The organism is Elizabethkingia bruuniana (assembly GCF_002024805.1).
GTDB classification, from domain to species: domain Bacteria; phylum Bacteroidota; class Bacteroidia; order Flavobacteriales; family Weeksellaceae; genus Elizabethkingia; species Elizabethkingia bruuniana.
The window spans coordinates 4,078,678-4,104,099 of record NZ_CP014337.1 but is presented as its reverse complement, the minus strand read 5'-3'; the positions used below and the strand labels follow the sequence as shown (position 1 = coordinate 4,104,099).

General features: G+C 36.2%; 16 protein-coding genes and 1 riboswitch. Of the genes, 2 read left to right on the top strand and 14 right to left on the bottom strand.

Features of this window, described 5'->3' with window-relative positions; translation table 11 throughout:
* Positions 1–120: 120 nt before the first annotated feature.
* The gene (locus tag AYC65_RS19135; protein ID WP_078674612.1) at positions 121–1,614 is read right to left on the bottom strand and encodes a RagB/SusD family nutrient uptake outer membrane protein; all 1,494 of its coding nucleotides are present in this window, start codon (positions 1,612–1,614) and stop codon (positions 121–123) included.
* Between the two features lie 15 nt (positions 1,615–1,629).
* The gene (locus tag AYC65_RS19130; RefSeq protein WP_034871643.1) at positions 1,630–4,548 is read right to left on the bottom strand and encodes a SusC/RagA family TonB-linked outer membrane protein; all 2,919 of its coding nucleotides are present in this window, start codon (positions 4,546–4,548) and stop codon (positions 1,630–1,632) included.
* Positions 4,549–4,631: 83 nt separating this feature from the next.
* Positions 4,632–4,727: riboswitch (SAM riboswitch) on the bottom strand.
* Positions 4,728–5,034: 307 nt separating this feature from the next.
* Between AYC65_RS19130 and AYC65_RS19125 the strand changes: the two genes are divergently transcribed.
* On the top strand, positions 5,035–5,445 hold the full coding sequence (locus AYC65_RS19125; RefSeq protein ID WP_034871644.1) for a type II 3-dehydroquinate dehydratase: 411 nt from the start codon (positions 5,035–5,037) through the stop codon (positions 5,443–5,445).
* An 81-nt stretch (positions 5,446–5,526) separates the two neighbouring features.
* Here AYC65_RS19125 and pckA read toward each other — a convergent pair whose 3' ends face one another.
* The 9 genes from pckA to AYC65_RS19080 all read right to left on the bottom strand — a co-directional run bounded on the left by pckA (position 5,527) and on the right by AYC65_RS19080 (position 19,951).
* Positions 5,527–7,110, bottom strand: a complete 1,584-nt coding sequence (pckA, locus tag AYC65_RS19120; RefSeq protein WP_034871645.1) for a phosphoenolpyruvate carboxykinase (ATP) — start codon at positions 7,108–7,110, stop codon at positions 5,527–5,529.
* A gap of 95 nt (positions 7,111–7,205) precedes the next feature.
* Complete coding sequence (locus AYC65_RS19115; protein WP_034871646.1) at positions 7,206–8,117, bottom strand: GYDIA family GHMP kinase; 912 nt, start codon at positions 8,115–8,117, stop codon at positions 7,206–7,208.
* 57 nt (positions 8,118–8,174) lie between these two features.
* Complete coding sequence (gene fabD, locus AYC65_RS19110; RefSeq protein ID WP_034871647.1) at positions 8,175–9,050, bottom strand: ACP S-malonyltransferase; 876 nt, start codon at positions 9,048–9,050, stop codon at positions 8,175–8,177.
* Positions 9,051–9,109: 59 nt separating this feature from the next.
* Complete coding sequence (locus tag AYC65_RS19105) at positions 9,110–11,011, bottom strand: LysM peptidoglycan-binding domain-containing protein (RefSeq protein WP_034871648.1); 1,902 nt, start codon at positions 11,009–11,011, stop codon at positions 9,110–9,112.
* A 38-nt stretch (positions 11,012–11,049) separates the two neighbouring features.
* Positions 11,050–12,642 carry a bacillithiol biosynthesis cysteine-adding enzyme BshC gene (gene bshC / locus AYC65_RS19100; RefSeq protein ID WP_034871649.1) on the bottom strand — a complete coding sequence of 531 codons (1,593 nt, stop codon included), beginning with the start codon at positions 12,640–12,642 and terminating at the stop codon, positions 11,050–11,052.
* Between the two features lie 9 nt (positions 12,643–12,651).
* Positions 12,652–14,592: a putative porin gene (locus tag AYC65_RS19095; protein WP_034871650.1), complete on the bottom strand. Its 1,941-nt coding sequence runs from the start codon at positions 14,590–14,592 to the stop codon at positions 12,652–12,654.
* Between the two features lie 250 nt (positions 14,593–14,842).
* On the bottom strand, positions 14,843–16,399 hold the full coding sequence (locus tag AYC65_RS19090; protein ID WP_034871651.1) for a RagB/SusD family nutrient uptake outer membrane protein: 1,557 nt from the start codon (positions 16,397–16,399) through the stop codon (positions 14,843–14,845).
* 12 nt (positions 16,400–16,411) lie between these two features.
* Positions 16,412–19,273: a SusC/RagA family TonB-linked outer membrane protein gene (locus tag AYC65_RS19085; RefSeq protein ID WP_034871652.1), complete on the bottom strand. Its 2,862-nt coding sequence runs from the start codon at positions 19,271–19,273 to the stop codon at positions 16,412–16,414.
* Between the two features lie 471 nt (positions 19,274–19,744).
* Positions 19,745–19,951 (bottom strand): hypothetical protein, encoded by a 207-nt coding sequence (locus AYC65_RS19080; RefSeq protein ID WP_034871653.1) that lies wholly within the window; start codon positions 19,949–19,951, stop codon positions 19,745–19,747.
* An 89-nt stretch (positions 19,952–20,040) separates the two neighbouring features.
* Here AYC65_RS19080 and AYC65_RS19075 point away from each other — a divergent pair, with 89 nt between their 5' ends.
* The gene (locus AYC65_RS19075; protein WP_034871964.1) at positions 20,041–20,439 is read left to right on the top strand and encodes a hypothetical protein; all 399 of its coding nucleotides are present in this window, start codon (positions 20,041–20,043) and stop codon (positions 20,437–20,439) included.
* Between the two features lie 197 nt (positions 20,440–20,636).
* Here the strand turns inward: AYC65_RS19075 and AYC65_RS19070 are convergent, their stop codons facing one another.
* Genes AYC65_RS19070 through AYC65_RS19060 form a run of 3 tightly spaced genes read right to left on the bottom strand, consistent with a single transcriptional unit; the run spans position 20,637 to position 25,364 of the window.
* Positions 20,637–21,083 (bottom strand): SusD/RagB family nutrient-binding outer membrane lipoprotein, encoded by a 447-nt coding sequence (locus AYC65_RS19070; protein WP_257788228.1) that lies wholly within the window; start codon positions 21,081–21,083, stop codon positions 20,637–20,639.
* A 30-nt stretch (positions 21,084–21,113) separates the two neighbouring features.
* Positions 21,114–22,517, bottom strand: a complete 1,404-nt coding sequence (locus AYC65_RS19065) for a RagB/SusD family nutrient uptake outer membrane protein (RefSeq protein WP_034871655.1) — start codon at positions 22,515–22,517, stop codon at positions 21,114–21,116.
* A gap of 12 nt (positions 22,518–22,529) precedes the next feature.
* Positions 22,530–25,364 (bottom strand): SusC/RagA family TonB-linked outer membrane protein, encoded by a 2,835-nt coding sequence (locus tag AYC65_RS19060; protein ID WP_034871656.1) that lies wholly within the window; start codon positions 25,362–25,364, stop codon positions 22,530–22,532.
* Positions 25,365–25,422 lie beyond the last annotated feature (58 nt).

Sequence of the window (25,422 nt, the reverse complement as noted above, 5' to 3'; positions counted from 1 at the left end):
GATATATTGAAACAGCAAAATTATTATTTTACCTTCATAATTCCAAACCAGACAGTTACAAAAAAAATTCCGGGAATAATAATTCCCGGAATCCGATTTAAAAGTAAAGTAAGATAATAATTAAAGATTAGGATTGCTTTCCGTTTCTTTTTGTGGTATTGGGAATATGTAATAGCGACTATTAGGCACAAATTCAGTTTTATCAGGGAAAGTAAATACAGAATGTCCTCTTGCATCTACCTCTTTTACTGTACCATCAGGTGTCGTCACTTTAACTTTTATAGGCTTTCCATCGGCGGTTGTATAAGGATTTCTTACAACTTTTCCCTGAGTACGGATAATATCGGATAATGAAAACCCTTCGCCGAATAATTCTTTTCGCCTTTCAATCAGCACTTCTTTTAGAACCGCTTCTGTATTCAGACTTCCATTATAAAGATTTGCTTTTCTGGCAGCCTTTAGAAGATTCAGGTTCGCTACTGCTTCAGATGCATTTCCGGATCTTGCGTAGCCTTCTGCTGCAATCAGATACATTTCAGCAGATCTCATGTATACAATATCAGCAATTAAATTCGGTTTGAATTTGAACTTTTTATATCTCAGTAGACCTTCACGTCCTTTTAATCCGTCCCATTCGAATAACTGATATCTTATATCATTTGTATCAAATAAATCTTTAAAGAACGGATCTGCCATAAAGCTATAATAGTAACTACCGGAAGAAGATACATCCAGATAGTGGAATGCATAACTTTCACTAGATTGCTCTTGCGTTTGTCCATGCCCCCAAATCCACTCGGAGTTACCAATATCGTTGAAACCTTCTGAATATTTTTCAGTTGGCATAAAAGCATATCCTGTTCTTGCTGTATTTGCAGCATCAGCAGCTTTCAGCCATTCTCCCGTATTCAGGTAAGTTCTCGCTAAAAGCCCATTAACAACAGACAGATCGATCTTATCTTTGTTGTTTCGCTTATAGCTTTTCAGTAAATTTTTAGCATCCAGAAGATCACTTTTTATAAGGGTATAAAGTTCTTCGAGACTCGCTCTATTATTACCTACCGAATTAATAGTAGCCGGCTGGGTATAAATTGGCACTGTTAAGGCTGTTTTGTCTTTCTGATAGCTAAACTGATAAAAACTTGCCAGATTAAGGTAACAAAAAGCTCTGAAAGCTTTTGCCTGTCCTTTTACCTGATCTTTCTTTTCCTGTGAACCTTCTATATTATCTATTCTGCTGAGCACATTGTTCATGTTGTTTATTGCAGAGTAAAACAGATTCCAAACAAATAAAGTACGTGATCCGGTATTATTTACAAGATCTGTAAATGCATAAGCAGAGTTGAATCCATATTTATTAGTCAGTACCGCAACATCACTTCCCATTGCATCACTTGCTCGAAGTACCGTAGAGTAGCCAATATTTGCATAGGTAGTTCCGTCATCATTAAATTTTGCCCAGGCCCCATTAACTACCGTTTCTGCATTATCCGCAGTTTTAAAAACCTCTTCTTCATTTGCCTGGTTAGTAGGCGCTGTTTCCAACTCACTCTCACAACTTATAAAAACAGAAGCTGCAAAAGCCAGAAACAATGTATATTTTATTTTTGTCATGTCTTTTATTTTTAATTAAAATGTTGCCTGTAATCCGAAAGTCACTGTTCTCATTGCCGGATATCTGTAATAGGTTGTTCCGTCAACTGTCTGTTCGGGATCCATTCCTTTATGTCCGTAGAATGTTAATAAATTCTCGCCCTGCAGGTAAATTCTGAATCTCTGAAGTCCCAGATTAGCGAAAGTATCTTTCGGCAACGTATAGCCTATACTCACATTTTTAAGTCTTGCATAGGTTCCGGAATAAAGGAATCTGGTTGATGTAGAAGTCCAGTTATTGGTTGTGGTACTAAGTGCCGGAACATCTGTATTTCGGTTCTCAGGTGTCCATCTGTTCAGTATTTCTTCACCCCAAGCTCTTCCTGCAGTATTCCCGTTTGACAATAGCATTGTATAATCGCTATCCAGGATTTTTCCGCCTATACTGTATGATAATAGTGCAGAGAAATCGAAGTTTTTATAGGTTATAGACGTACTAATACCTCCTATCCATTTAGGCAGCGAGGAGCCTTGCAGCATTTTGGTTGCTTTGGAATACTCTGAAGTTGTTCCCTCTACTATATTTCCGTTAGCATCTGTCGTTTGTGTTATCCATAATGGAGCTCCGTTGTTAGGATCCACTCCTGCCCATGTCGGAATAAAGAAGTCATATACAGATCCTCCTACCTGCAGTAGCTTTGTTCCACTAACAATAGAACCTTTTGGTAATTTTGTAATCTTATTTTTTGTAGTAGTAGCATTGATATCCAAATCCCAACGGAAATTTTCTGTTTTTATGGGTGTTGTCTGCAGGCTAATCTCGAATCCGGTATTCTGCAGCTCACCAATATTATCGGAATAACCGTTGAATCCTACAGATGGTGCCAGTGGCATTGTAAATAATAAATCTTTACTCTGTCTTTTAAAGTATTCTACATTACCTCTGATTCGGTTATTCAGAATAGCAAATTCTAATCCTACATTCAGGTTCAGGTTAGTCTCCCATTTCAAGTCTGGTGTTGGTAGTCTGCTTGCAGCAGTCCCTCCTTCACCAAGATTGTTATAAAAAGCATATAAACTCTGATATGCGTACAATGTACTTAGTCCATCATTACCTTGCCCTCCATAGCTGGCACGCAATGTCAACTGGTCAAAAAAGTTCAGATTCTTCACAAAATCTTCGCTCGAAAGTTTCCAGGATCCACCAACTGACCAAAATGTTCCCCAACGATTTTTAGGAGAGAATCTTGAAGATCCGTCTGCTCTTACTGATCCGGCCAGGAAATATTTATTCTGATAATCATATTCCACTTTACCTAAGAAACTCAATAATGATCTCTTATCACTATTTCCGCTAAATCCACCTAATAGTGCTGCGGCATCTGGCTCATAATATCCCGGCAGAGAGAACTGACTTCTGTTACCTGAAATAACCTGATACTCATACTGGTAAAATTCTTGTCCTGCCAATACATTAAAATGGTGCTGTCCAAATTTTTTATCGTAGGTTAAAATATTACTGGTTGTATAAGAAAGCGTTCTGTCACTACTTTTGGATACGGACCCACCAGTTTCTTTTCCTTGCCCTAAAAGTAGGTTGGTGTAATAATGTGTATTAAGACTTACTAAATCCACAGACAAGCTTGATTTGAATCTAAGTTCCGGAAGGAAAATAAATTCTAAGAATCCTTTACCAGAGAAATTATCAATTTTTCTTTCATTTTTATCCAGAGGAAGTGTTGCTGCTGCGTTCTCATTCTGTAAAGCACTGGTAGGTCTGTATTTACCAAAATCGTATATTCTGTTTCCATTTTTATCCAAAACATAGCTTCCATTTTCATTCCTTTCATAATAAGGATAGAATGAAGGGATTACCCTGGCAGCATTTATCACATTGTCTGTTCTGGAATCCGATGCAGGTGGTGCCTGCTGAAGCGTATTAACGTAGCTTAAGTTGGCTCCGGCATTCAACCAGCTTTTCACTTGTGAGTTTACTTTTAACCTGGCACTGTATCTTTTAAATCCGGATTCTATAGCCATCCCTTTCTCATCCAAATAACCCAGGGAGAAGAAATAGTTTCCTTTTTCATTACCTCCACTTAAGTCTAAATCCACCTGGCTTCTTGATGCAGTTCTTTGTAACACGTCGCGCCAGTCATCATTCCATAAAGCGGTAGCTCCTGGCAACAATTTACCATCCAGACCAACCGGTTTAGGATAAGCAGGACCGTATGGATTAATCCCTAAACTGGAAATAAGATTGTCTGTTGCCATTTGTGCCGCCTGGCTCTGAGAAATTTTAGGGGATACATAACCGTTCCTTAGAGCTTCCCAGTATAACTGAAAGTACTGATCTGTATTTACCTGCTTATAATCTTTTACAGCACGCCCGGAAAATCCCTGGCTAATATTGAAGTTAATTTTTGACTCTCCTTTTTTTCCGGATTTAGTGGTAATTACAATAATCCCATTTGCACCTCTGGAGCCATACAGCGCACTTGCCGTTGCATCTTTTAGCACACTGATAGATTCTACATCATTAGGATTTATAGCATTTATATTTCCATCATAAGGAATACCGTCCACTACATAAAGCGGAGAACTGGATGCACTTATAGAACCAATCCCTCTAATTCTGATTGCCGCTGTTTCACCTGGTTGCCCTGAAGCACTCACAGCCTGTAATCCAGGAACCTGCCCTTCCAAAGCTTTGGTAATGTTGGTAATTGGTCTGGTTTCAATTTTGCTGCCGGAAACTGTTGCCACAGATCCAGTATAGCTGGATCTCTTTGCCTTTCCATAAGCAACTACTACTACTTCATCAATTTCTTTTTCCCGAAGAGAGTCTTTCTTCCCTTTTGTATTCTGACCATAGATCCCTGAAACCCCCAGGAAGAATACCGCTACCCCTATCGGTATTCTAATATTAGCTTCTATTGCTGATTTTATAAACATATTAATATTTTTTAATTATCTATCAAAAAAATTCCCTTTGCATAATAGACAGCAAAGGGCATTTATAAATACAAAATACCTATTGCTTATCTTTCCTTAAAGGCTGAATGTAACACCTTGCATCGAGCAGGTTGTCAAGATATCATTGGGTCAGTTCCCTCCATCTTTCTTTATAAGCTTGGTTATAATTATGCGACAAAGTTATAAACATAACATCTATCAAACAAGTAGATTTTTAGATTTGTTAAGAATTTTAACTAAATAGAAATTGAAAAATTCATAAAATACTGTTAAATAAAGCAATGAGGAAAATCCAATAAAATTGAAAACTGATAAATATCATGTAAAATAAGTATTTAACAAACGATCGTTAGTAATAGGTGAACACAGCATGTTATTTACAGTTAATTTCAGGTTTTTAGCCTCATTAATACATAATAGGTATTGGATTTTGGTTGTTTTTGTAAAAACATCTAAATTTATCCTATGAAAATATTAATTGTCAACGGCCCGAACCTAAACCTTTTGGGAACAAGGGAGCCTGAAATATATGGAACAACCTCTATGGAGGACTATCTACAAGAGCTGAGACAAGAATTTGTTCAGGATGAGATATTGTATTACCAGTCAAATATTGAAGGGGAGCTTATCAACAAAATACAAGAAGATGATTTCGATGCCCTTGTTGTTAACTTTGGAGCTTTCACCCATTATTCTTATGCTTTGGCTGATTGCCTTAAAAATATTCGAAAGCCTAAAATAGAAGTTCATATCAGCAACATATACAAGCGTGAGGAATTTCGTCAGAAATCGGTAACAGCAACATATACCGATGCTATTCTTTCAGGATTTGGAATGAAGGGATACAGACTGGCTTTATTGCACTTACTCCACTAAAAGACATCTACTTTTACAAATACAAACAAAAAATCCTCAGTTAAAATTAACTGAGGATTCTTAACTTAAGAAAAGTTTATCTTAAATCACTTCTGCTTCTTTTCTTGGAGCTCCTGCTAAGATGCTTTCATCTTTAATATCATCGAATCTTTCGAAGTTTTTATGGAAAGCTGATGCCAAAGATCTTGCTTTCTCAATATAAGCATCGTAAGAATCCCAGCTGTTTTCCGGCAGCAACATAGACTCGTCGGAAACACCTTCACATGATACAGGAATCTGTACCTTAAAGATAGGACTTTCTTTGTAATCTACATCATTTAATTTACCATCTAATGCAGCGGAGATAAGAGCCCTTGTATCTTTAAGGCTCATACGCTTCATTTTACCATTGAAGCCTGTATTTACCAACCAAACTTTTGCATCTGCACTTTTTATTTTTTCAGATAACATTTTCCCATATTCAGTTGGGTGAAGAGGCATAAACGCAGCACCGAAACATACAGAGAATGTAGTTTGTGGTTCTGTTACTCCAACCTCAGTACCTGCAACTTTGGAAGTATATCCTGAAATAAAGTGATATGCTGCCTGCTCCGGAGTAAGTCTAGAGATTGGAGGCAATACACCAAATGCGTCAAATGTCAGGAAGAAAATATTTTTAGGATTCTTTCCGATAGAAGGAACCTGAATATTGTTAATAAAATCAATCGGATAGCTTACACGTGTATTAGGTGTAATGCTGTCGTTTGTATAATCTGCCTCACCATTCTCATCAAAAAATACATTTTCAAGAATAGCACCTGGCTTTATTGCACCATAGATATCTGGTTCTTTCTCTGCAGAAAGGTCAATAGCTTTAGCATAACATCCACCTTCAATATTGAATACAGTATTATCCGGAGTCCATCCGTGTTCATCATCACCGATTAGTTTTCTGTTAGGATCTGCTGAAAGGGTTGTTTTACCAGTACCTGACAGACCAAAGAAAATAGCTGTTTCTCCATCTGCTCCGGCATTAGCTGAACAGTGCATTGGCAATACATTCTGCTGAACAGGTAGTGTAAAGTTAAGTGCAGAGAAAATACCTTTTTTCATTTCACCGGTATAAGCTGAACCACCGATCAGAGCAATCTTTCTCTTGAAATTAAGAATAGAGAAATTATGTTGTCTTGTTCCGTCTCTTTCCGGATCTGCTTTAAAGCTTGGTATACAAAGAATCAACCAGTCGGTTTCACCAAAAGATTCAAGTTCATCTACCGTAGGGCGGATAAACATATTATATACAAACTGATTAGACCAAGGGAATTCGGTAACTGCAGTAATTTTTACCTGGTAGCGCTTATCTGCAACAGCGAACGCTTCTCTTGCATATAAAGGAATCTCGGAAGCATATTCTGCTACTCTGTCATATAATGCATCAAATTTTTCACTGTCAAAAGGAAGGTTTACTTTTCCATCCCACCATACTCTGTCTGCAGTAACTTCATCTTTTACGATGAATCTGTCTTTAGGAGAACGTCCTGTAAATTCTCCTGTGTTAATTGCTAAAGCGCCAGATTTTGCAACAAAACCCTGTTTGAGATTAACAGTTTCCTGTACCAGTTCTTCTGGAGACAATTGCCATTTAACATTGTCATTTTTAATTCCGAATTTTTCTAATGATCTCATTACTTTACTTTTCAATTGGCTAAAGTTAATAAAATTTAATAAGTAGCCTCAATGATATTCATCATCTTACAAAAAAGTAAACAAAATACTGATTATCAGAAAATTAAATTTTCATAAGAAAAGAAATTAGGGAATCCGTTATGCAGAAAATAGTTTTCGTAATCACAGAATTTTGTGGTCAAAATGAAATCTCCACCCCATGCACCCAAACTTTTGAAGAACGAAGGGGCATTTTTGAAATATTTTTCTTTAACTGTGGGTATTTTAAGGAAATTGCTCATAGTTTTTTCATGATCTTCCATTATAAGCGAAAAATTTTCTAAATTTTCACTTATAAGAATCTTATCAGTAAGCTGTGAAAAATAATGAATTAAATCCTGAGATTTTTCCATCTGCTTATACATCGTAATTCCTTCACGCGAGTCTTGCTTTTTGTTCAGGTGAACGAATAAAAGCTGGTCTTTGAAGCTTGGTGAATAATTTACAGTTTCAACAGTTTTCTTTCCACCATTCCGGGTATAAATAATTGGAGATCCGGCTTTCGCTACTGCGATATCATAACCACTTCCCCCTAAAGCAGTATCATTTAGGACAAATGCATCTACATCTCCCCAGTTTGCCACGTTATTCATAAGGGTAGAGCTGCTGCCCAGTCCAAAGTTCTCGGGAAACTGTACATTAGATTTCAATCTATAAGAATCATCATTGGATAATTTTACAGAATCTAATTCTTTAAGTGTTTTAAAAATTTTAAGAATAAAATCAGAAGCTGATTCTATATTGGTTTCCAAAATGCTAAGATTATTGTAATCTATACAAGTTTTTAACCACAACTTTCCCTCCCGATATGTTTCCCAATGGATTTGAGATTTATGATCAGCGATTATTTCAGCTGAAAGATCCTGTCCTAGTTTGGTCGGAATAGCCAGAGCTTTTGCTCCGTCCAGAACAAAATACTCGGATGTCAGTAATAATTTGCCGTGAGAGAAAAAATGTTGTTTATCCAAAATGGGTCATTAAAGAAGAGACACAAATTACTTTGTGCCTCTTTATTTTTATTCTGATTAAAATGCAGAAGATGTTTCGACTGCCGAATCTATTTTTTTGATCAGCCCTTGTAGGGTTTTACCTGGTCCAACCTCAACAAAGTTAGTAGCTCCGTCTTTTATCATATTTCTTACAGACTGTGTCCATTTTACTGGTCCTGTAAGTTGCTTGATAAGATTTTGTTTAATCTCTTCAGGATCAGAAACCGCTGTAGTCGTAATATTCTGATATACCGGAATAATAGGCTTGTTGAATTTTGTTGTATTAATAGCTTTTGCTAATTCTTCCTGAGCCGGCTGCATTAAAGGAGAATGGAAAGCTCCGTTTACCGGTAATAATAAAGCTCTCTTGGCACCAGCTTCTTTTAGCTTGACCATAGCTTCCTCAACAGCCTGGGTTTCACCAGAAATCACCAATTGTCCCGGGCAATTATAATTAGCAGGAACAACAATTCCTTCTACAGAAGCACAAATCTCTTCAACTTTATCATCATCAAGACCTAAAATAGCTGCCATAGATGATGGATTAGCGTCGCAAGCAGCCTGCATTGCCAAAGCTCTTTTTGATACCAAACGCAGCCCATCTTCAAAAGAAAGAACACCATTTGCTACTAAAGCTGAAAATTCCCCTAAAGAATGCCCTGCAACCATCTGAGCTCCAAGCGCATCTACAGCCTTAACTGCTGCAATAGAGTGAATAAAGATAGCAGGTTGTGTTACTTTAGTTTTTTTCAGGTCCTCATCTGTACCTTTGAACATCGTGGAAAGAATATCAAATCCCAGAATATCGTTAGCCGATTCCATTAAATCTTTAATTTCCTTACGGCTATCGTAAAGGTCCAATCCCATTCCAACAAACTGTGAACCTTGTCCAGGAAATACTAATGCTTTCATTCGTTTAAATTATTTTGTTTGTAAAACCTACTTAAAATTTAGTAGTATAGCACTTCTAATTAAGGATTTAGTCGTATTACACGATATCCTTTATTAACATAAGCGCCTTCTTTTGTTTTTTCGTATTCAAATTTGGTTGCCAAATGCGTCTGACTTTTGCCCATTTGTCTGAAAATTTCTCCTTTGGAATTTTCTCTGGAAAGTGCATCGTTCATTACATCAAATCCTACAACCGCATATTTAGACGGGGACTTACAGAACTTAGCATTATACTGTGCCAATACTTCTTTCTCGAAGTTTCCGTCAGTATTAATTTTTCTGTCCATAATGTAAACCATGTTTACTTTCCCCAGGTCAGCTTCTTTTTTATCAAAGTCATTGGAATAGAACATACTGAATGCCTTTACTCCTGAAACTTCTTTACCTAAAGAAACCATTCTGTTGGTAAAAGAAGATTTTGTAGCCTCGTTATCAGATGCCAGAACTGCAATTACAGGAGCGGACTGTCCCGTCATCATGTTCTTATCAACCTGAATATCATTAGGATTTGCTACAATAGCGATATTTGGTTTTTTAAGAGACTTTTCTAATCTTGTGCGAATATCTTCAGCATAAGCATCTCCTACGATGTATATTTTTTCTCCATTATAAGAGTCCGAAATCTCTTTAGCAATTCTCTCTGCGTAGATAGAAGCATCTGTTTCTATAATGATAAGATTTCCATATTTGTACAAATCCTTAGAATTTGCAAAAGGGGATATTACCGGAATTTTCTTTGAAGACACATAAGACATAAGCTCTACAACATCAGACTTGAAGAATGGTCCTACAATAAGATCTGTATTGTCCTTATTAATGGAAGTTAATGCTTTCTGGAATGAAGATTCGCTCCCTTCGTCAATTACATTAATATTTAACTTTTGTCCTTTCGCTACATTTCTTTGGATTGCCAGTTTAGCACCTGTTAAAAAGTCAAGCGCTGCAGTTCTGTATTTAGCATCATTGGTATCGAATCCGAACGGCAACAACAGAACAACGTTCAGCGCATCACCTGAAGACTTGATAAATGAGCTATCGCTAGATTTTTTAATTTTAAGTACCATTCCGGCTTTTAATCCGTTTGAAAGCTGAGGATTCAGTTCTATTAACTGATCCAGACTTACACCGAATTTATTCAGAATACCAAAAATAGTATCTCCTGGCTGAACGGTATAGGTAATATCGTCTGCAGCAGCCTCAGTTTTTATAGTTTCACGTTTAGGCTGCTCTATCGGGGTAATACCTACGTCTGAAATCTTTGGCTTTTCTTCAGGTTTTATAGTTTCTACTGCAACACTTCCACTTCCTACGACGATGGGTACTCCGGGCTGTAGTCCTTTTTCTTCCAACCCAGGATTCATACGGAATAAATCTTTCTGGGAAATATTGAATTTCTTGGTAATCTTATAGTAGGTATCTTTTGGCTGTACCAGATAATTTTCTGCTTTAGCAGATATTTCTACAGGCTTTTCTTCGCGCTTCTTCTCCTGAACTAAAGGCTCAGCAGTAACTTCAGCAACACCGTATTTCTTTATATTTGCAGCAGGCAGATTAATCTTCTGTCCGATTTGCAGTCCTTCTCCTAATTCAGGGTTCAGTTTTTTAATATCTGCTAATGAAACATGATAATCTCTTGAAATAGCATACAAGGATTGTCCTTGTTTTACAGCTATCTGTCCTGTAGTTGTTTTGGTTGTTACTGTTTCAGTAACATTTTTTCCTGTTTTGGATATCACCACAATATCTCCAATATCCAAAGTTTTGTTTTTCACATCCGGATTCAGTGCATAGAACTGATCCAGCGTAAGACCATACTTTTTGGAAATGCTATACGGATTATCTTTAGCTATTACTGTATGTGTCTTTTGTGCAGATGCAGAAAGCCAGAAAACAGATAATGCTGATATAAATAATTTCTTCATTAGCGTATATTATTATGCAAAAATAAACTTTTTTGTTTTTATAAAACCACCACTGTTAATTCAGGGTGGGCAACTTCGATATTCTCGTAACAAGTATTAAGCCAGTCGCGTCCATTTTCAGCATAGAAGTTACTAAAATTAATTTTACGTTCCTGCCATACTCCGGCAGGGTTTACTACTTCATATAATTGGTTGTAGCGCTGATAGAGATCTGCCTGCACAATTTTTTCTGCACGCAGCAATCTTTTATGCATTTTTTCGAAAGATTTAAGCTGACGAACTTCTTCCGCTGCTACAAGGTTACCAAATGTCTTATCGGTTGTTTCAGCTTGCTTTTTCAGCTCGCTGAACATGGATTTAATATTCTCTTCTTTTTCTTCCAGCAATGGCTGAAGAGATGTTTTCCCAAGCAGTTTACTGTGAACAACTTCCTGATAATTTCCAAAGAAATTTTCTACACATAAGTCCAGTTTTTGGATCTTACGAAGTGTTTTTTCTGTGATAAAGGCCAGTGAATTTCTGGGTACTAAAATAGGAAACTCTACATCTATTGCTTCAAAGAATTTCTTAAGTTCCAGCCAGTACATAATCTCTGCATTTCCACCTATATAAATAATATTAGGCAAAACAGTTTCCTGATATGCTGGTCTCAAAACTGCATTTGGGCTAAACCGCTGAGGATTAGTATTCAGTTCTGCTAATATTTCTTCTTCACTAAAACTAATCTCTGTATCTACAACATGATAGGATCTGCCTGTCTTTTCAATTCTGTCTCTGGAATCATCTCTAAGGTAAAAGAGGTTTATTTCCCTTGGATTAACCTGAACCTTACCATATTTATTGATCAGAACATCAACAGTTTCTTTAGAATTCTCATAAAGACTATTTTCCAGCAGTTCTTTTCTGAAAACTGGAGCCGCCAATGCTTTTAGTTTCTTATCATCTCCATTAAGGATAAGCAATCCTGAATCTCCAAAAATCCGGTTAACCAAAATTCTTGTAGCGAGGGTTAGCGATCTCCCTTCCTGATATGCCTCCTTTGCCCATCGGACTAATTCGGTTCCGTAAGTAAAATCTTTAAATTCTTTTTCAAAAATATCCAGAAAAGAAAGATCAGAGGACTTGATACGTCCCACTGCTCCACCTGATTTTTCCTGAATTTGATAGAAATTACCTTCTGTTTTAAAATGGTTGATTTCATCAAAATCATGATCTTCTGTTGCCATCCAGAATACCGGAACGAAGTTTTTCCCTTCATTATTCTCATTCAGGTATTTGGCGGTTTTTATCGTCTGAAGAATTTTATAGATAAAGAATACCGGCCCGGTAAATAGGTTTAACTGATGTCCTGTGGTTACCGTAAAAGTATTCTCCTTACGCAATAGCTCGATATTCTGCATCTGCTTGGCACTAATAGCTATATTTCGCATCTGCTTTGTCAGAACCTCTGTAAGAACTTCTCTGTGCCCGGAAGGATAGTTTCTTGATTTTTTATTTGCCTGTACTAAGGCATTATCTTTACTGAATTGTAATCCGTGGTACGCTGAAAGATTACCATCCAGGTAATCCTTCAACATTTCAGGAATGCTTGGTATGTCCCTGAAATCAATATTAAAACGACAATCTGCCATTCTTCAAATTTATGAAAAAATATACCAAACTATACCCAAATTAAGCCTGAAATCGGCAACCGGATAATATGGTGCAGCAAAACCTTTATTCCCTGATATTGTTGTATTAATCTGCTGTCCTTCTATAAAGAACATCATGGTTTTTACTTTCAGATTAATATACAGGTCCATCATTGGTTTTCCACCGATAGAATAACCTGATGTTGCACTTGGCAGCACAAACTCGTTAAGTACCGGGAAAAATTCTCTGGAAGCAAATTTACTGAAGTAATATGCCTTAACCCCTGCCTGAACTTCAGCTGCGTCTTTGAATACTTTGGACTGGAAATATACATTTGCACGTCCAACAAAGCCTGGCATAGGCATAAGGTCCTTATTATTAATTGCTGACTGGAATAATACTCTTCCGTTCAGATGGAATTTTCCATATTTAAAAGTTGCATCCCCTCCGGCCTGAGTAATATTAATGGATGAAGCTGACTGCTGCATTTGCTTGTTAGCATCAATATAGGCATAGTTTCCGATACTGAAATAGTTAAGAAACGCTGATGCATCGAACCATTTTAGTCTCACAATACCACCGGCTTCCAAAACGCTCTGGTTTTTGAAACCTAAATTAACATAGTTGAAATTTCTATATTGAGATCCGTTCAACAGCAGGTTAAATGATGGTGCTCCGGATTGGAAGTTTAGCTTCCCCTCTACTGCAAAACCTTCTGCTGGTATAAAGGAAACCTTGTTATTTATACGAATAAAATTTCCAAATGTACTTCCTGTGGTATATTCTGCAGAGGAATTAAGATCGAATCTGTTCCAGAGTTTAACCTGTAAATTTCCTTCCACTCCTATCCGATTTTCCTTCCAAACGGTATTATTATCTACAACATTACTCGGCAGGAAGATTTGATTAGTCCCCAGAATTACATTCTGATATTTCAGTCCGGCATCTAATTTAAATTTCTCCCTGTCAAAAACCAAGCTTACAACATTAGTCAACTTTTTAGAATATTTTTTTGTCGATGGTAAAAAGCCACTGATAATATCTGCTGCATTGGTTGTATAATAGCTTTCTGTTCCATTTTGAGCGTAATAGTATTTATTCCCCTCATGCATCAACATATGTCTGATTTTCAAAGGAAAAGCATCATTAATCTTAAATAAGCCAAAGTCATGACTCAGGTAATACCTTCTGTAAGAAAAGAAACTTTCTGTATTATTCAGGTTAACCTCCATATTCAGTCTATTGTTAAAACGGGAATCTCCACCTAAGAACTGATCTAAAGTTTTGATACCACCATTTTCTTCATTATTCACATTCTGATTAAGGTAATGTGCATAAAGTTCATAGCGTCCTGTTTTATTCTTATAGTGAGCTCCGGCATTAAAGTTATTGCTCGCTGAAAGGTTTCTCTGGTAGATTCCCTTGGCACGCAATCCCATATAATTTACAAAGAAGTTAAAATCCTTCCCAATATTCTGGGTATAGGTAGAGCTTAGTACATGTCCGCTTCCGGGCGCTGTATGATATATAAATGTAGTTGTAGGTGTTTTTACATCATAGTATTTAATATCGTCTACACCTAGTATAGCAAATGACTTTCCTGTTGGTAATACGGCAAGATTCTGCTGAAGATTAGTTTCATAAACTAACGGATTAAAAGTCTGTCCGGAGTTAGCGAACTGAACTTTTCCAAAATTATCTCTGTTATTATACTGTGAAAAGATATATGTTTTTTCATGTGAAAAAACCGTATCAAATATCTTTGCTTCCCCTCTCTGCGTTTTGAATTTATAGTCGCTAATTACAGGTTTAAAGATTTTCATAGAATCTTTTTTACCATTATCTACAATAACAGAATCTTCTGCAATTCTATTATTATCAGTCTTATTAACAACCTGTGCCGATATAGTTCCCGACACCAAAACTACCCATAAAAAAAAGTACCTCATCTTGTTGGAATGAGGTACAAAAGTAGAGATTTTTTTGATAAAGAATTACTGATTCTTAAAGTCTACCAATTTCACTATATGATCTTCTTTACTGAGGTCTATTTATATCCTAATAATAACCTAATCAGCAAGAGCTTTTATTCAAAGACAATCTCCTTTTTCAGCATATCAGGTAAACATGTATTCTTCTCTCATTAACTATACTTTTTCTCAAATTTTTATTACCTGTAGTTATTTTCTGCAAACCAAATTAATTTCTGTAACCAGGGTTCTGTTGTATTGCAGGATTTCCTTGTGTTTCCGACTGGGGAATAGGTAACGTAAATCTATAGTCTGTATTTAAAATGGTCAAAACAGCATTTTTATCAAAATCATCTGTTGGATCTCTATCAATACTACTGTTTGCCAACTTACCTATTCTTTTAATATCAATGTATCGATGTCCTTCAAACGCTAGCTCAATACGCCTTTCTTTTAGTACATCTCCCCAGGCTTCGATTTCATTTGCATAATTGGATATAGGTATTACACCCAATATTTGCCTTGCCTGTCTAACTTTTTGGATATAGCCTGCAGCTATAGAAAATTGCTTTTCATTAATTGCACACTCTGCAAGGATAAAATACATCTCAGATAACCTGAAGACCTTCTGATCATTTCGTAACGGCTGTGTGCCTGTGCTTTTTCCTGGGTATTTATCTATAACAAGTACATCAGATGCTTTATAGTCAGGATTGGTTTTATAATTAGCATCCAATTTAGATGTAGGATCTATATATGCCCACCTCCTTATATCGTTGGTGTTTTCATTAATAAGATTAAACAATTTTCTTCCCATATCATAAGTAACTGAACCCGTTACATTTGTGGAATTAGTTGTATACAGGTTAGCTATATTCCCCCACCCCCCGGAAACAGGTCTGCTTAAAGCAAAAATTATCTCCCCCGGACTACTATCATTCCACATCTTGATATAGGGGTTGGTAGAAGAGTAGGCGTTTAAAGAATTATGCCATGCGGCAGACCCTATAACACCAGAGGGAACAGGATTAGCTGACACTAGTAACAAACCCGACTCATCAAGTACTTTTTGGGCATACATTTTAGCCTCAGGATACTTCCCTCTGTACAGATAGTATCTCGCTTTGAAGGCATTAATGAAGTTTTTATTAAAGAATAAATAGCTATTTGAAGGATTCATATTTGCCTCAGCGAATGCAATATCTGCATCTATTACTGCAAATACATCTGCATTTTTACTTCGCGGAATCTTTTCATTAATATTAGGTACACGATCCAGAATCATTACTCCAATTGCATTATCATCCTTCATATCTGGAGAGTAATAGGTTTCCAATTGTAAATATGCAAAAGCTCTGGCGGCACGTGCCTCTGCTAAAACCCGCATCTTGGCCTGAACAGCATCAGCAGAAGTTGGGTTGACATTATCAGCAGCCGCTAATAGGCGATTTACTCTATTAATTACATAATAATTATTAATCCATATAGAAGATGCAAACCCATTGGTTATGTCCAAATAAAACTGATGGGTTCCTTGAGTTAAGGAACTATTAGCAGGCCCCTGCCCTACCTCATCAGTAAACTGAGAAGTGAAACTTATTGGTCCGGATATATCCAATCCGGTATATACATCACCTATAAGAAACTGTCTAAGATCCTCGACTGTTTGGAATGTTGATTCATTTGTTAAAATACCATCTTGCATAATATCTAAAGCATCCTGACAAGACGGTATAGCAAATGCAATAAAAGCTGTTGCTAATAAATTTGTAATTACTTTTTTCATAATTCATAAAATTTAAAAATCGATACTTGCACCAATTGATACAATTTTAGGGTTTGGATAAATACTTAAAGGATATGTCCCTAATCCTTCAGGATCAAATCCCTTCCATTTTGTAAATACAGCCAGGTTTTCTCCTTGTAGAAAAATTTTCAATGATTTTACAAATCCTTTATCTAAATAATCTTTAGGAAGATTATATCCGATCATAACAGATTTTAACCGTATAAATGAGGCATCGAATAAGAATCTGTCACTTATAGCAGAATAATCAGGAGCCTTTAAAGCTGGTATAGATGTGTTTTTATTCTGAGGCGTCCATGCATTTAACAATTCCGCTGAAACATTGGTGCCAGATGCTGCGTATGAAGGATTCATTGCCCATACCAATTGATTGTCGGATCTATAGAAACCTGCCTGAAAAGTAAAGAATGTATCCAGGAAGAAACCTTTATGAGAAGCCTTAAACCCGAATCCACCAACATAAGCCGGAAAGAAATTATTATTTTTCTTTCGTCTATCAGCATCTGTTGGGCGTTCTGTAATACTACCATCTGCCGCCAAATACTGTCCATTTCCATTTTCAATATTAACACCTAACCATGGCACAAGATTCCATTGGTTCAGCGGACCTCCTTCTTCCATTAATAAAGATCCAGATCTAACAGGAACCTCCAGTCTTGTAAGCTTATTCTTATTCCACGAAGCGTTTGCAAATAAGGCAATTTTGGTATTCGCATTATCTATAATTTTATAATTTAATGCTACTTCAAATCCTGTATTTTTCAGATCTCCAAAATTCCCTTTGTAAGTATAAAAGCCTGTAATAGCAGATGATCTTAGATCGTTATAAAGTTGACTTGTCTTTTTCTCATAAAAATCAATGTTACCATCCAACTTATTTTTAAAGACACTAAAGTCTAAACCAACATTTAATTGGGTAATTTCCTCCCATACCAACGTTTTATTCGCAATATTACTTACCGATATCCCGACATTATTATCATAACCATTTGTAGCGGAATTGAGATCATATATAATATTAGGACTTAAAAGCAGTGCATTATTCCCTCCCGCTGCTCCTACAATATTCTGATTTCCTTGTGTTCCGTATGAGGCTCGTAATTTAAGCATTCCAAATCCTGCACCTTCCATAAACGATTCTTTATCAATATTCCATCGTCCTGCCACAGACCAGAAGGTACCCCATCTGTTTTCTTTAGTAAAACGATAACTACCATCTCTTCTCACAACAGCGCCAAGTCCATATTTTTCACCAAAGTCATAATCCAGAGTACCAAAATAAGAGAGTGCTCCGGCATTAATTTTACCCGAGGAAACGCCTGGTATATATTTATTAGGGTCGGCTGCATTATAAGGAACATATCCACTTCCTGCACCCAAAGCCCAAGTCTTAGGGTTCAATCCGTTTTGAGTCTGCGAGGTAGAGAAATAATGAACTTTTGTATATTCCAGATATGCGCCTAAATCGAGACTATGCCTTCCCCAAATTTTATTGAACAAAGCCTTGGTTACTGAATTTAAATTAAGCTCCCTAGTATTCTGCTGCGTCTCATTGCCCCCATACTGGGTATTAGAATTTCTAGCCACAACTAATGCCAGATATCCCCAAGGAGCTCTCCCTGTAAACCTGTTACTTACCCTGTAGTCGGCTCCGGTTGTATTACTTATCGTAATATTATCTGTAATTTTATAATTTATACTTCCATTCAGGAAAGTGTTGATTTCCTCATAACGGTTAAACATACTGAGATACCCCTTTCTTATATTATCTTCCAAGACATAAATATCACGTCCTCCTGAAAAATTGCTACCAATAGCATCTAATAGCTCTTGCCCGGTTTTATATTTCCCCGACTCCAAATACGGAAGTCCTCCAAGCGATCCTAATAATGGATTCTGAATGGCATTAGAATTCAATCCACTATTATCTTCCTGATTTAATTGATTTCTTCTGGAAAACCCTACAGCTGCCTGAGTTGAAAAGGTTAACTTGTTATCTTTAGACTTTCCGTTCAGGTTTGTCCTCATCGTCATCCGTTTAAAATCTGTATTTGGAACCATACCTCCTTGCTCTAGATACCCAACTGATGCATACCCATTCACATTCTCCCCTCCCCCTGATAGTTGCAGATTATGCTGCATTGTTAAGTCCTGCTTAAAGAATACTTTTCGCCAATCAGTATTAATCGGGTAATTCGCTATCTCATCATCAGTCATACCTAATGCGGGGTTCAATCCCAATCTCTTTTGGATAGTAAGAAATTGGGATGCATTTGCCAGATTATAGCTATGCTTCGGAAGACTACTTATTCCCGTTGTAGTACTATAACTCACTTTCAGAGGAGCATTATATTTTCCTGATTTTGTCCTGATTAACAAGACTCCATTTGCACCTCTGTTTCCATAGATTGAGGTAGCAGCAGCATCTTTCAGCACTGTAACGGATTCTATATCTTCTGAATTAAGATTTCTAAACTGATTTGCATTAGTGGGTACTCCATCTAAAATAACAAGAGGCTCCGTGCTTGCACTGATAGATGAAATCCCTCTAATGATTACATCTATCTTTGCTGAACCAGGAGATCCGGAATTAGAAGCAATTGTCAGTCCCGGTGTAGAGCCTTGTAATGAATTCAGGAATGATATGTTAGGCCTATCTTCAAGCCTTTCTGCCGTAACAACTGTATTTGCGGAAACATCTTTTGGTTTTGACAGTCGTTTATTATAGCCCAAAACAATAACCTCGGCAATATGTTTTACTTTGGCAGTATCCGGCTTTTTCTTTTGTGCTAGCAGTCCCTGTCCTATAAAGAACAAAACGCCTGCACTAAGCATGTGTAATTTTATTTTCATATTAACAGATTTATTATATAACTATAGGTTTGTTAAAGCAACAGGAACCTGGTATAATACAAGATTTAGATGCTATACCGAGTTAGGGAAATGGCAATGATTGAAATAATTACTGAAACTAAAATGTTTAATCTATGAATGCGCCATGAACATACAACCGAAAAGTACTTTATCTAAAAATACCATCCAGATTCTGTTGCAGTATATTTTCGGGAGTATTATTACCCGTGTAATTTTACACTAGTAATTCCCTGTGAAGAAATAGGAAACCGTTGATATTTTTTGTTATTTGTTGTCAATCGTACATGTACTACATCACATCAGCACTGTTTCCCGGGATTATTCCACTATTAGTATTCATGATATACTTTTACTAGTGGTCTTTCGTAAAGTGTCTATAGTTTAAAATTTTATCCAAACATTATACACTCCTTTTTATCCGGATTACCGGATCCTGTTCATTTTGTAAAACTAATGACCAGTTCTAAAATCATTTATAGCTCTTTCTGAAGGGCCTGCTAATTCGTAATATTTCTTACGTATAGCATCTGCAGTAAGACTATATTTTTCTTTACGAATACATTGTCTAACAAATTGAGGTGTAACCTCAAACTCATCTGCCAGAACTTTTACAGCTTCAGTGTTGTAAGTCTGTCTTTTTTTTGTAGGTTTGTTCATTGCTCTTTTTGTTTCAATTAAGAAACAAGTATATAGAGTATTTTCTAGAAAACCAAATTTTTATAGTAAATAATCTAAACTTTAACATTTTGATCATTGACAGAATTCTACAGATTATCGATTTTAAGGGAATTAACAAGAACAGATTCTATAAAGAAGCAGGGCTATCTAATGGCTTTTTAGATAAGGTAAGGAAAGATATCGGGTCTTCGAAGATAGAGCAGATACTAAAGGCATATCCTGAAATAAATCCTGACTGGTTTCTGACAGGAGAGGGAAAAATGTTGAAAAAAGATATTCCCGGCACAAGTGTAAAAGAGTCTTTAAAAGCCTACAGTCAGGAAGATGAGAAAAACATCATTAATGAGTTGGAGAAAAGGTATAAAGAAGATAAGGAACTCTATGAAAAATTAATCTTGTCGTACAAGGAGAGAATATCTGAACTTAAGGAAGAGATTGTTTTCCTGAGAGAACAATTAAAAAAATAGCGTATTTTCTAAAAATATAGTGAATTAGCTATGTAAATTCTCCTCGCTTTGGTATCAATTGAAAAAGCAAATAAAAACTACTTTCACTTTTCAACATAGCTTCCTGGATATTAAATATTTAATTATTTATAAAATAGAAAAAACCGGAAGAAATTTCTTCCGGTTTTTTCATTAGTAACTATAAAATTACAATCAATTTACTGATCCCACCAAACTTTGGTCTTAAGGGACTCGAATGGGACAGGTATCCCTGGACCATTTTGTAATGAACTCGTATTGACATTAATCTCTATCTGCGGATAGGAAAGCCTTCTTGGAATAGTATTTCCAGTCGTATTGAATGAGGGTATTGTTGTAAAGACTAGAAAACCTGTTCTTCTCCAGTCTACCCGTGATTCATAAGCGCTCTGAAACATTGTTATCCATTTCTGCTCCATAATTCGCTCTAACGAGTTGTTATAAACAACCCTTGAATCTGCCATATAAGCAGGAAGCCTACCTGAAAGCCCAAGAACAGAGAAATCTTGCGCTATGGCTGTATCAAAAGAAGCTTTAGATTTACTCATATCATTTGATCTGAAATAAATCTCTGATTTTATAAAGAAACAGAACAATAAAAGTAAAAAAAAGGGGTGCAAAAGCACCCCATCTTATCTTTCTTAAAACCTTCAATATTATTTATATCCAAAGTTTTGTTTAATGTTACTATTAGCAGAAACTTCTGCATCTGGTATTGGAAAAGCATAATTATACTCCCCAAATTTAACAACGCCGTACCTTTGTCTTAAATTATCGACTAAAGGCATATCCATTCCCGTTCTTGCAATATCATCAAATCTAAATCCTTCAAAAGCCAGTTCTTTTCTCCTTTCCAACAGAATATTTTGCATCGTTACATTTGTATAAGTTACAGCATTTCTATTAGCTGGTATTTTATTTAGTTCTGTCAACGCCTGAGATACTTTCCCGTTAGCCAATAGAGCTTCTGCATATAATAAAATTATTTCCTCTATTCTGATTACCGGAATATCATCAATAGGTGATGCAGTAGAAGGATATTTTCCTATATTCCTATATTCCTCAGTTGAAGCCCCATTCTGACTAATAAAAGCTGTGGTTCTTCTTACATCTGCACTATCATAGATATCATATAAGTCTTTCAGCGCAACTATATCACCATAGGCAGCACCTCTATATATATTTGCTAAAGAATTATTACCAAGATTATCGTTGGCATTCATCGCAATAGAAAAAATAACATTAGCTGTCGAATTCTGGCTAAAAGTATTGGCATAACCGGCCGCCGTAGCGATAGTATATTTTCCGGAGTTCACCACTATTCCAGCCTCCCTCTCCACAATATCATATCTTTTGAAGTATGCTGCAATTCTGGCTTTTAGCGCATTCGCTGAATACGATGTAAAATAATGTTTTGTCTGATTATCCAAAGAAGAGTTCATCAAAGCTATTGCCTGATCTAAGTCTTTCATTATATTATCATAATTCTGCTGAACAGTCTCTCTCGAAGGAAATAAGCCTCCAGCTTCTCTAAACGTTACAACGTATGGTACTCCCATAGACCCCATTCCTCCTTGTCCAGTAATAAACTGTTGCCCGAAAAGCCTTAACAAATCAAAATGTCCCAGAGCTCTCATTGCATAAGCCTGTCCTTTTAAATGATCAAGCTGAGCAGCATCTCCTGTTGCTCCCTGTTTATTAATCACAATATTGGCATTTCCTATTACTTCATATATTTTATTCCATGTATTATTGGGATAGCCATCTGTTATAATCATTTTCATTTGAGACACAGTCACAAATCTATTAGAGTTAGCATTAGAAAAAGCATTATCACTCCTTGCTTCTCCATAAATAATCATATCTCTGCCATAATAAGATGGGTGTTGCATTCTGTCATAACCACCATTTAAAACAGTTCTGAGATCTCCTAATGTCTTCGCATTCTGCTCCAAATCTTTAGACTGTGCTAATGTAGGCTCCAGAGAGTTATCATTACAGGACCATAATAATCCTGTTAGCATTACACTAAATAATATTTTTATTGTTATTTTTCTCATTTTTACTAATTATTAAAATTGCACATTAACTCCAAACATTACAGATTTTACAGGGGGAGTTGTTAAGTTTGAATAACCATTTATATCAACCTCCGGATCAAATTTTAAATTTCTGTCGAATGTATAGGTCCATAAGTTAGTTCCCCTTACAGTTAATTTCAAACCTGTTACCCCTATAGAATTAACAAAATCCCGAGGAAGGCTATATCCTAAGGTAATATCTTTTAGACGGATAAAATCCCCCTTATACAAATACCTAGATGAAACAGCATCAAAATTATCTTGCCCATTTAAAGCCAGTTTGGGGATATCTGTTACATCTCCAGGTTTTTGCCATCTTCCCATTAAATCTTCACTACCATTATATGTTGCTAAAGTAAAGCTATTGGTCCTGTAATAAAACTGAGCAAATTGCTCATAAATTTTATGACCTCCGGAGTAATAGAAACTAGCATTCAGAGATATGTTTTTGTAGCTAAGATTAGTACCGAAACCTCCCGTATATTTAGGAATAGCGGTTCCCTGAAACACTCTTTGGGCTTTATTATAATCAGAAGTCTTTTCTCCATCAACTCCGTTCACATACCATTCAGGAGCTCCTGTCTGTGTATTAACTCCAGCCCACGTACGCATAAACCAACCCTGAAAAGGCATCCCTTCCACTGCTTTCCTATACTCGCTACCTGCATATACATCTATTGGCAACCCATTGACACTAGGAGCCAGTTTCAATATAGTATTCTTTACTGTCGCTACAGATCCAAAAACACTCCAATTAAAATTCTTTGAATTAATAATCTGTACGTTCAAAGATGCTTCAATTCCACTGTTATGCATCGATCCTACATTTTGAGCCTGCTTGGTAAATCCGGTTGTTCTGGATAGAGGAACATCCTGAAGCAAATCAAAAGTCTTTCTGTTATAATAATCTACCGACCCACTAATTCTGGCATTCCATATAGAAAAATCAATTCCCGCATCAAAAGTTTTATTCTTCTCCCATGTCAGATTTGGATTACCAAAGTTGGTAACGTAAGACCCCCCATTTCCATCATAAGCCACATTGTAAGAAAGTGTTGCCTGATATGCATTAATTCCGACACCACTATTACCTGTTAATCCATAAGATGTTCTTAACTTTAGTTCATTAAAGAATTTAGGCACAAAATTTTCTTTATGTATATTCCATCCTGCCCCAAAAGACCAGAAAGTACCGAATCTTTTATTAGGGGAAAATCTTGAGGACCCTTCCCTTCTTATTGTAGCATCTAAAATATATTTATTAGCAAAAGAATAGTTTAATACACCAAAATAAGATGCATTCTTCCAATCTGAATAATTTGATTCTACCCTATAATTTGCACTTGCATTATCAAGATTTGTTAGACCATCCGTTGGAAAGTTTTGTCCTGCTGCTCTAAGAAAATCTCTTTGGTTTTTCTGATATTCAAAGAATGCGGATACGTCTAACCTATGATCTCCAAATCTTTCAACAAAGTTTAACTGATTTATTGATGCCCAGTTGAAATTTTGCGTATTCCTTCTATCCGCAGAACCATTATTATTACGTCCATCACCATGATTTCTGTTATCATAACTCTTATAATCATTAAACATATAATCAATATTTAACCGAGTAGTGTAAGTCAGAGTTTTCAGGATTTTGTAATCAACCTTAGTATTGACCATACCTCTCATCTGTTTATTCCACAGAATATTGTTTTTCTGAGTATATAAGGTATTTGCAATGGAGGTCATTTGAGAAAAGTTATCAATATTATAAGACCCATCTGCATTATATGGCCTAGCCCATGGTGTTAGCAAAACCCTGGTTAGATAAGGATTTGAAAAAAATGAACCTCCTTCTAATAAAGGATTCTGCTTTAACCAAGATCCGTTAATAGAAGTTTCAAAATTTACTTTATCCGTTAACTTTCTTGTATAACTAAATGCTCCTGTTATTCTTTCAAAAGGATCACCTATTGAAATAGGCTCAGTTTTATTATATCCTAATGAAGTGTAAAAAGTAGATTTATCATCGCCTCCTTTAGCACTTAAGTTAACTACATAAAGCCCTGCATTTTTGCGCGTCAATAAATCCTTCCAATTGTATTCCTTCCCATCCCACAGATTATATCTCCCTATTTTATTTGATTTAATCCTCTCAAAAGCAAGATCTTTAGAAAGGTTAAGAGAATTAGCTACAGCTTCTGTCAGTAGCTCTAACCTTTGTTTTCCAGATAACATATTCATTTTATTATATGCTTCATTCTGAAATCCTACAGTAGTGGACAGATCAAATTCAGTTTTCCCTTTCTTTCCTCTTTTAGTTGTTATAACAATAACTCCATTAGAGCCTCTGGCTCCATATACTGCAGTAGAAGCAGCATCTTTAAGTACCGTTATTGACTCAATATCATCATTGCTTAAACTAGCTAATGCTGAAAGCGTAGTAACATTCGTAATAGCTGCATTATTTCCATTTACAACCGGAACACCATCAATTACAAATAACGGAGCATTTGATGCTGTAAATGAACCAACACCTCTGATTCTGATATCCTGAAATGCTCCCGGAGAACCAGAAGAAGTATTAACAACAACCCCGGGTACCTTACCTTGCAATGCCTGATCAACACTGATAGCGGATGGAGTATCAATATCCGAAGCTTTTAAGGTAGTTGAACTTCCTGTTAATTGAGCAACACTCTTTTTAACATACCCTACAACTACTACCTCATCTATATCTTTTGTTGAGGCAGTGTCTTTTTTCACTTTTTGCGCTAATGCACCATGCCCTATAAAGAACAAAACACCAGCACTAAGCACGCGTAATTTTACATTCATATTTAAACAAATTTTAGTTTCAGTTTTTTATCTTATATATCTAAAAAGAGTTTAGCAC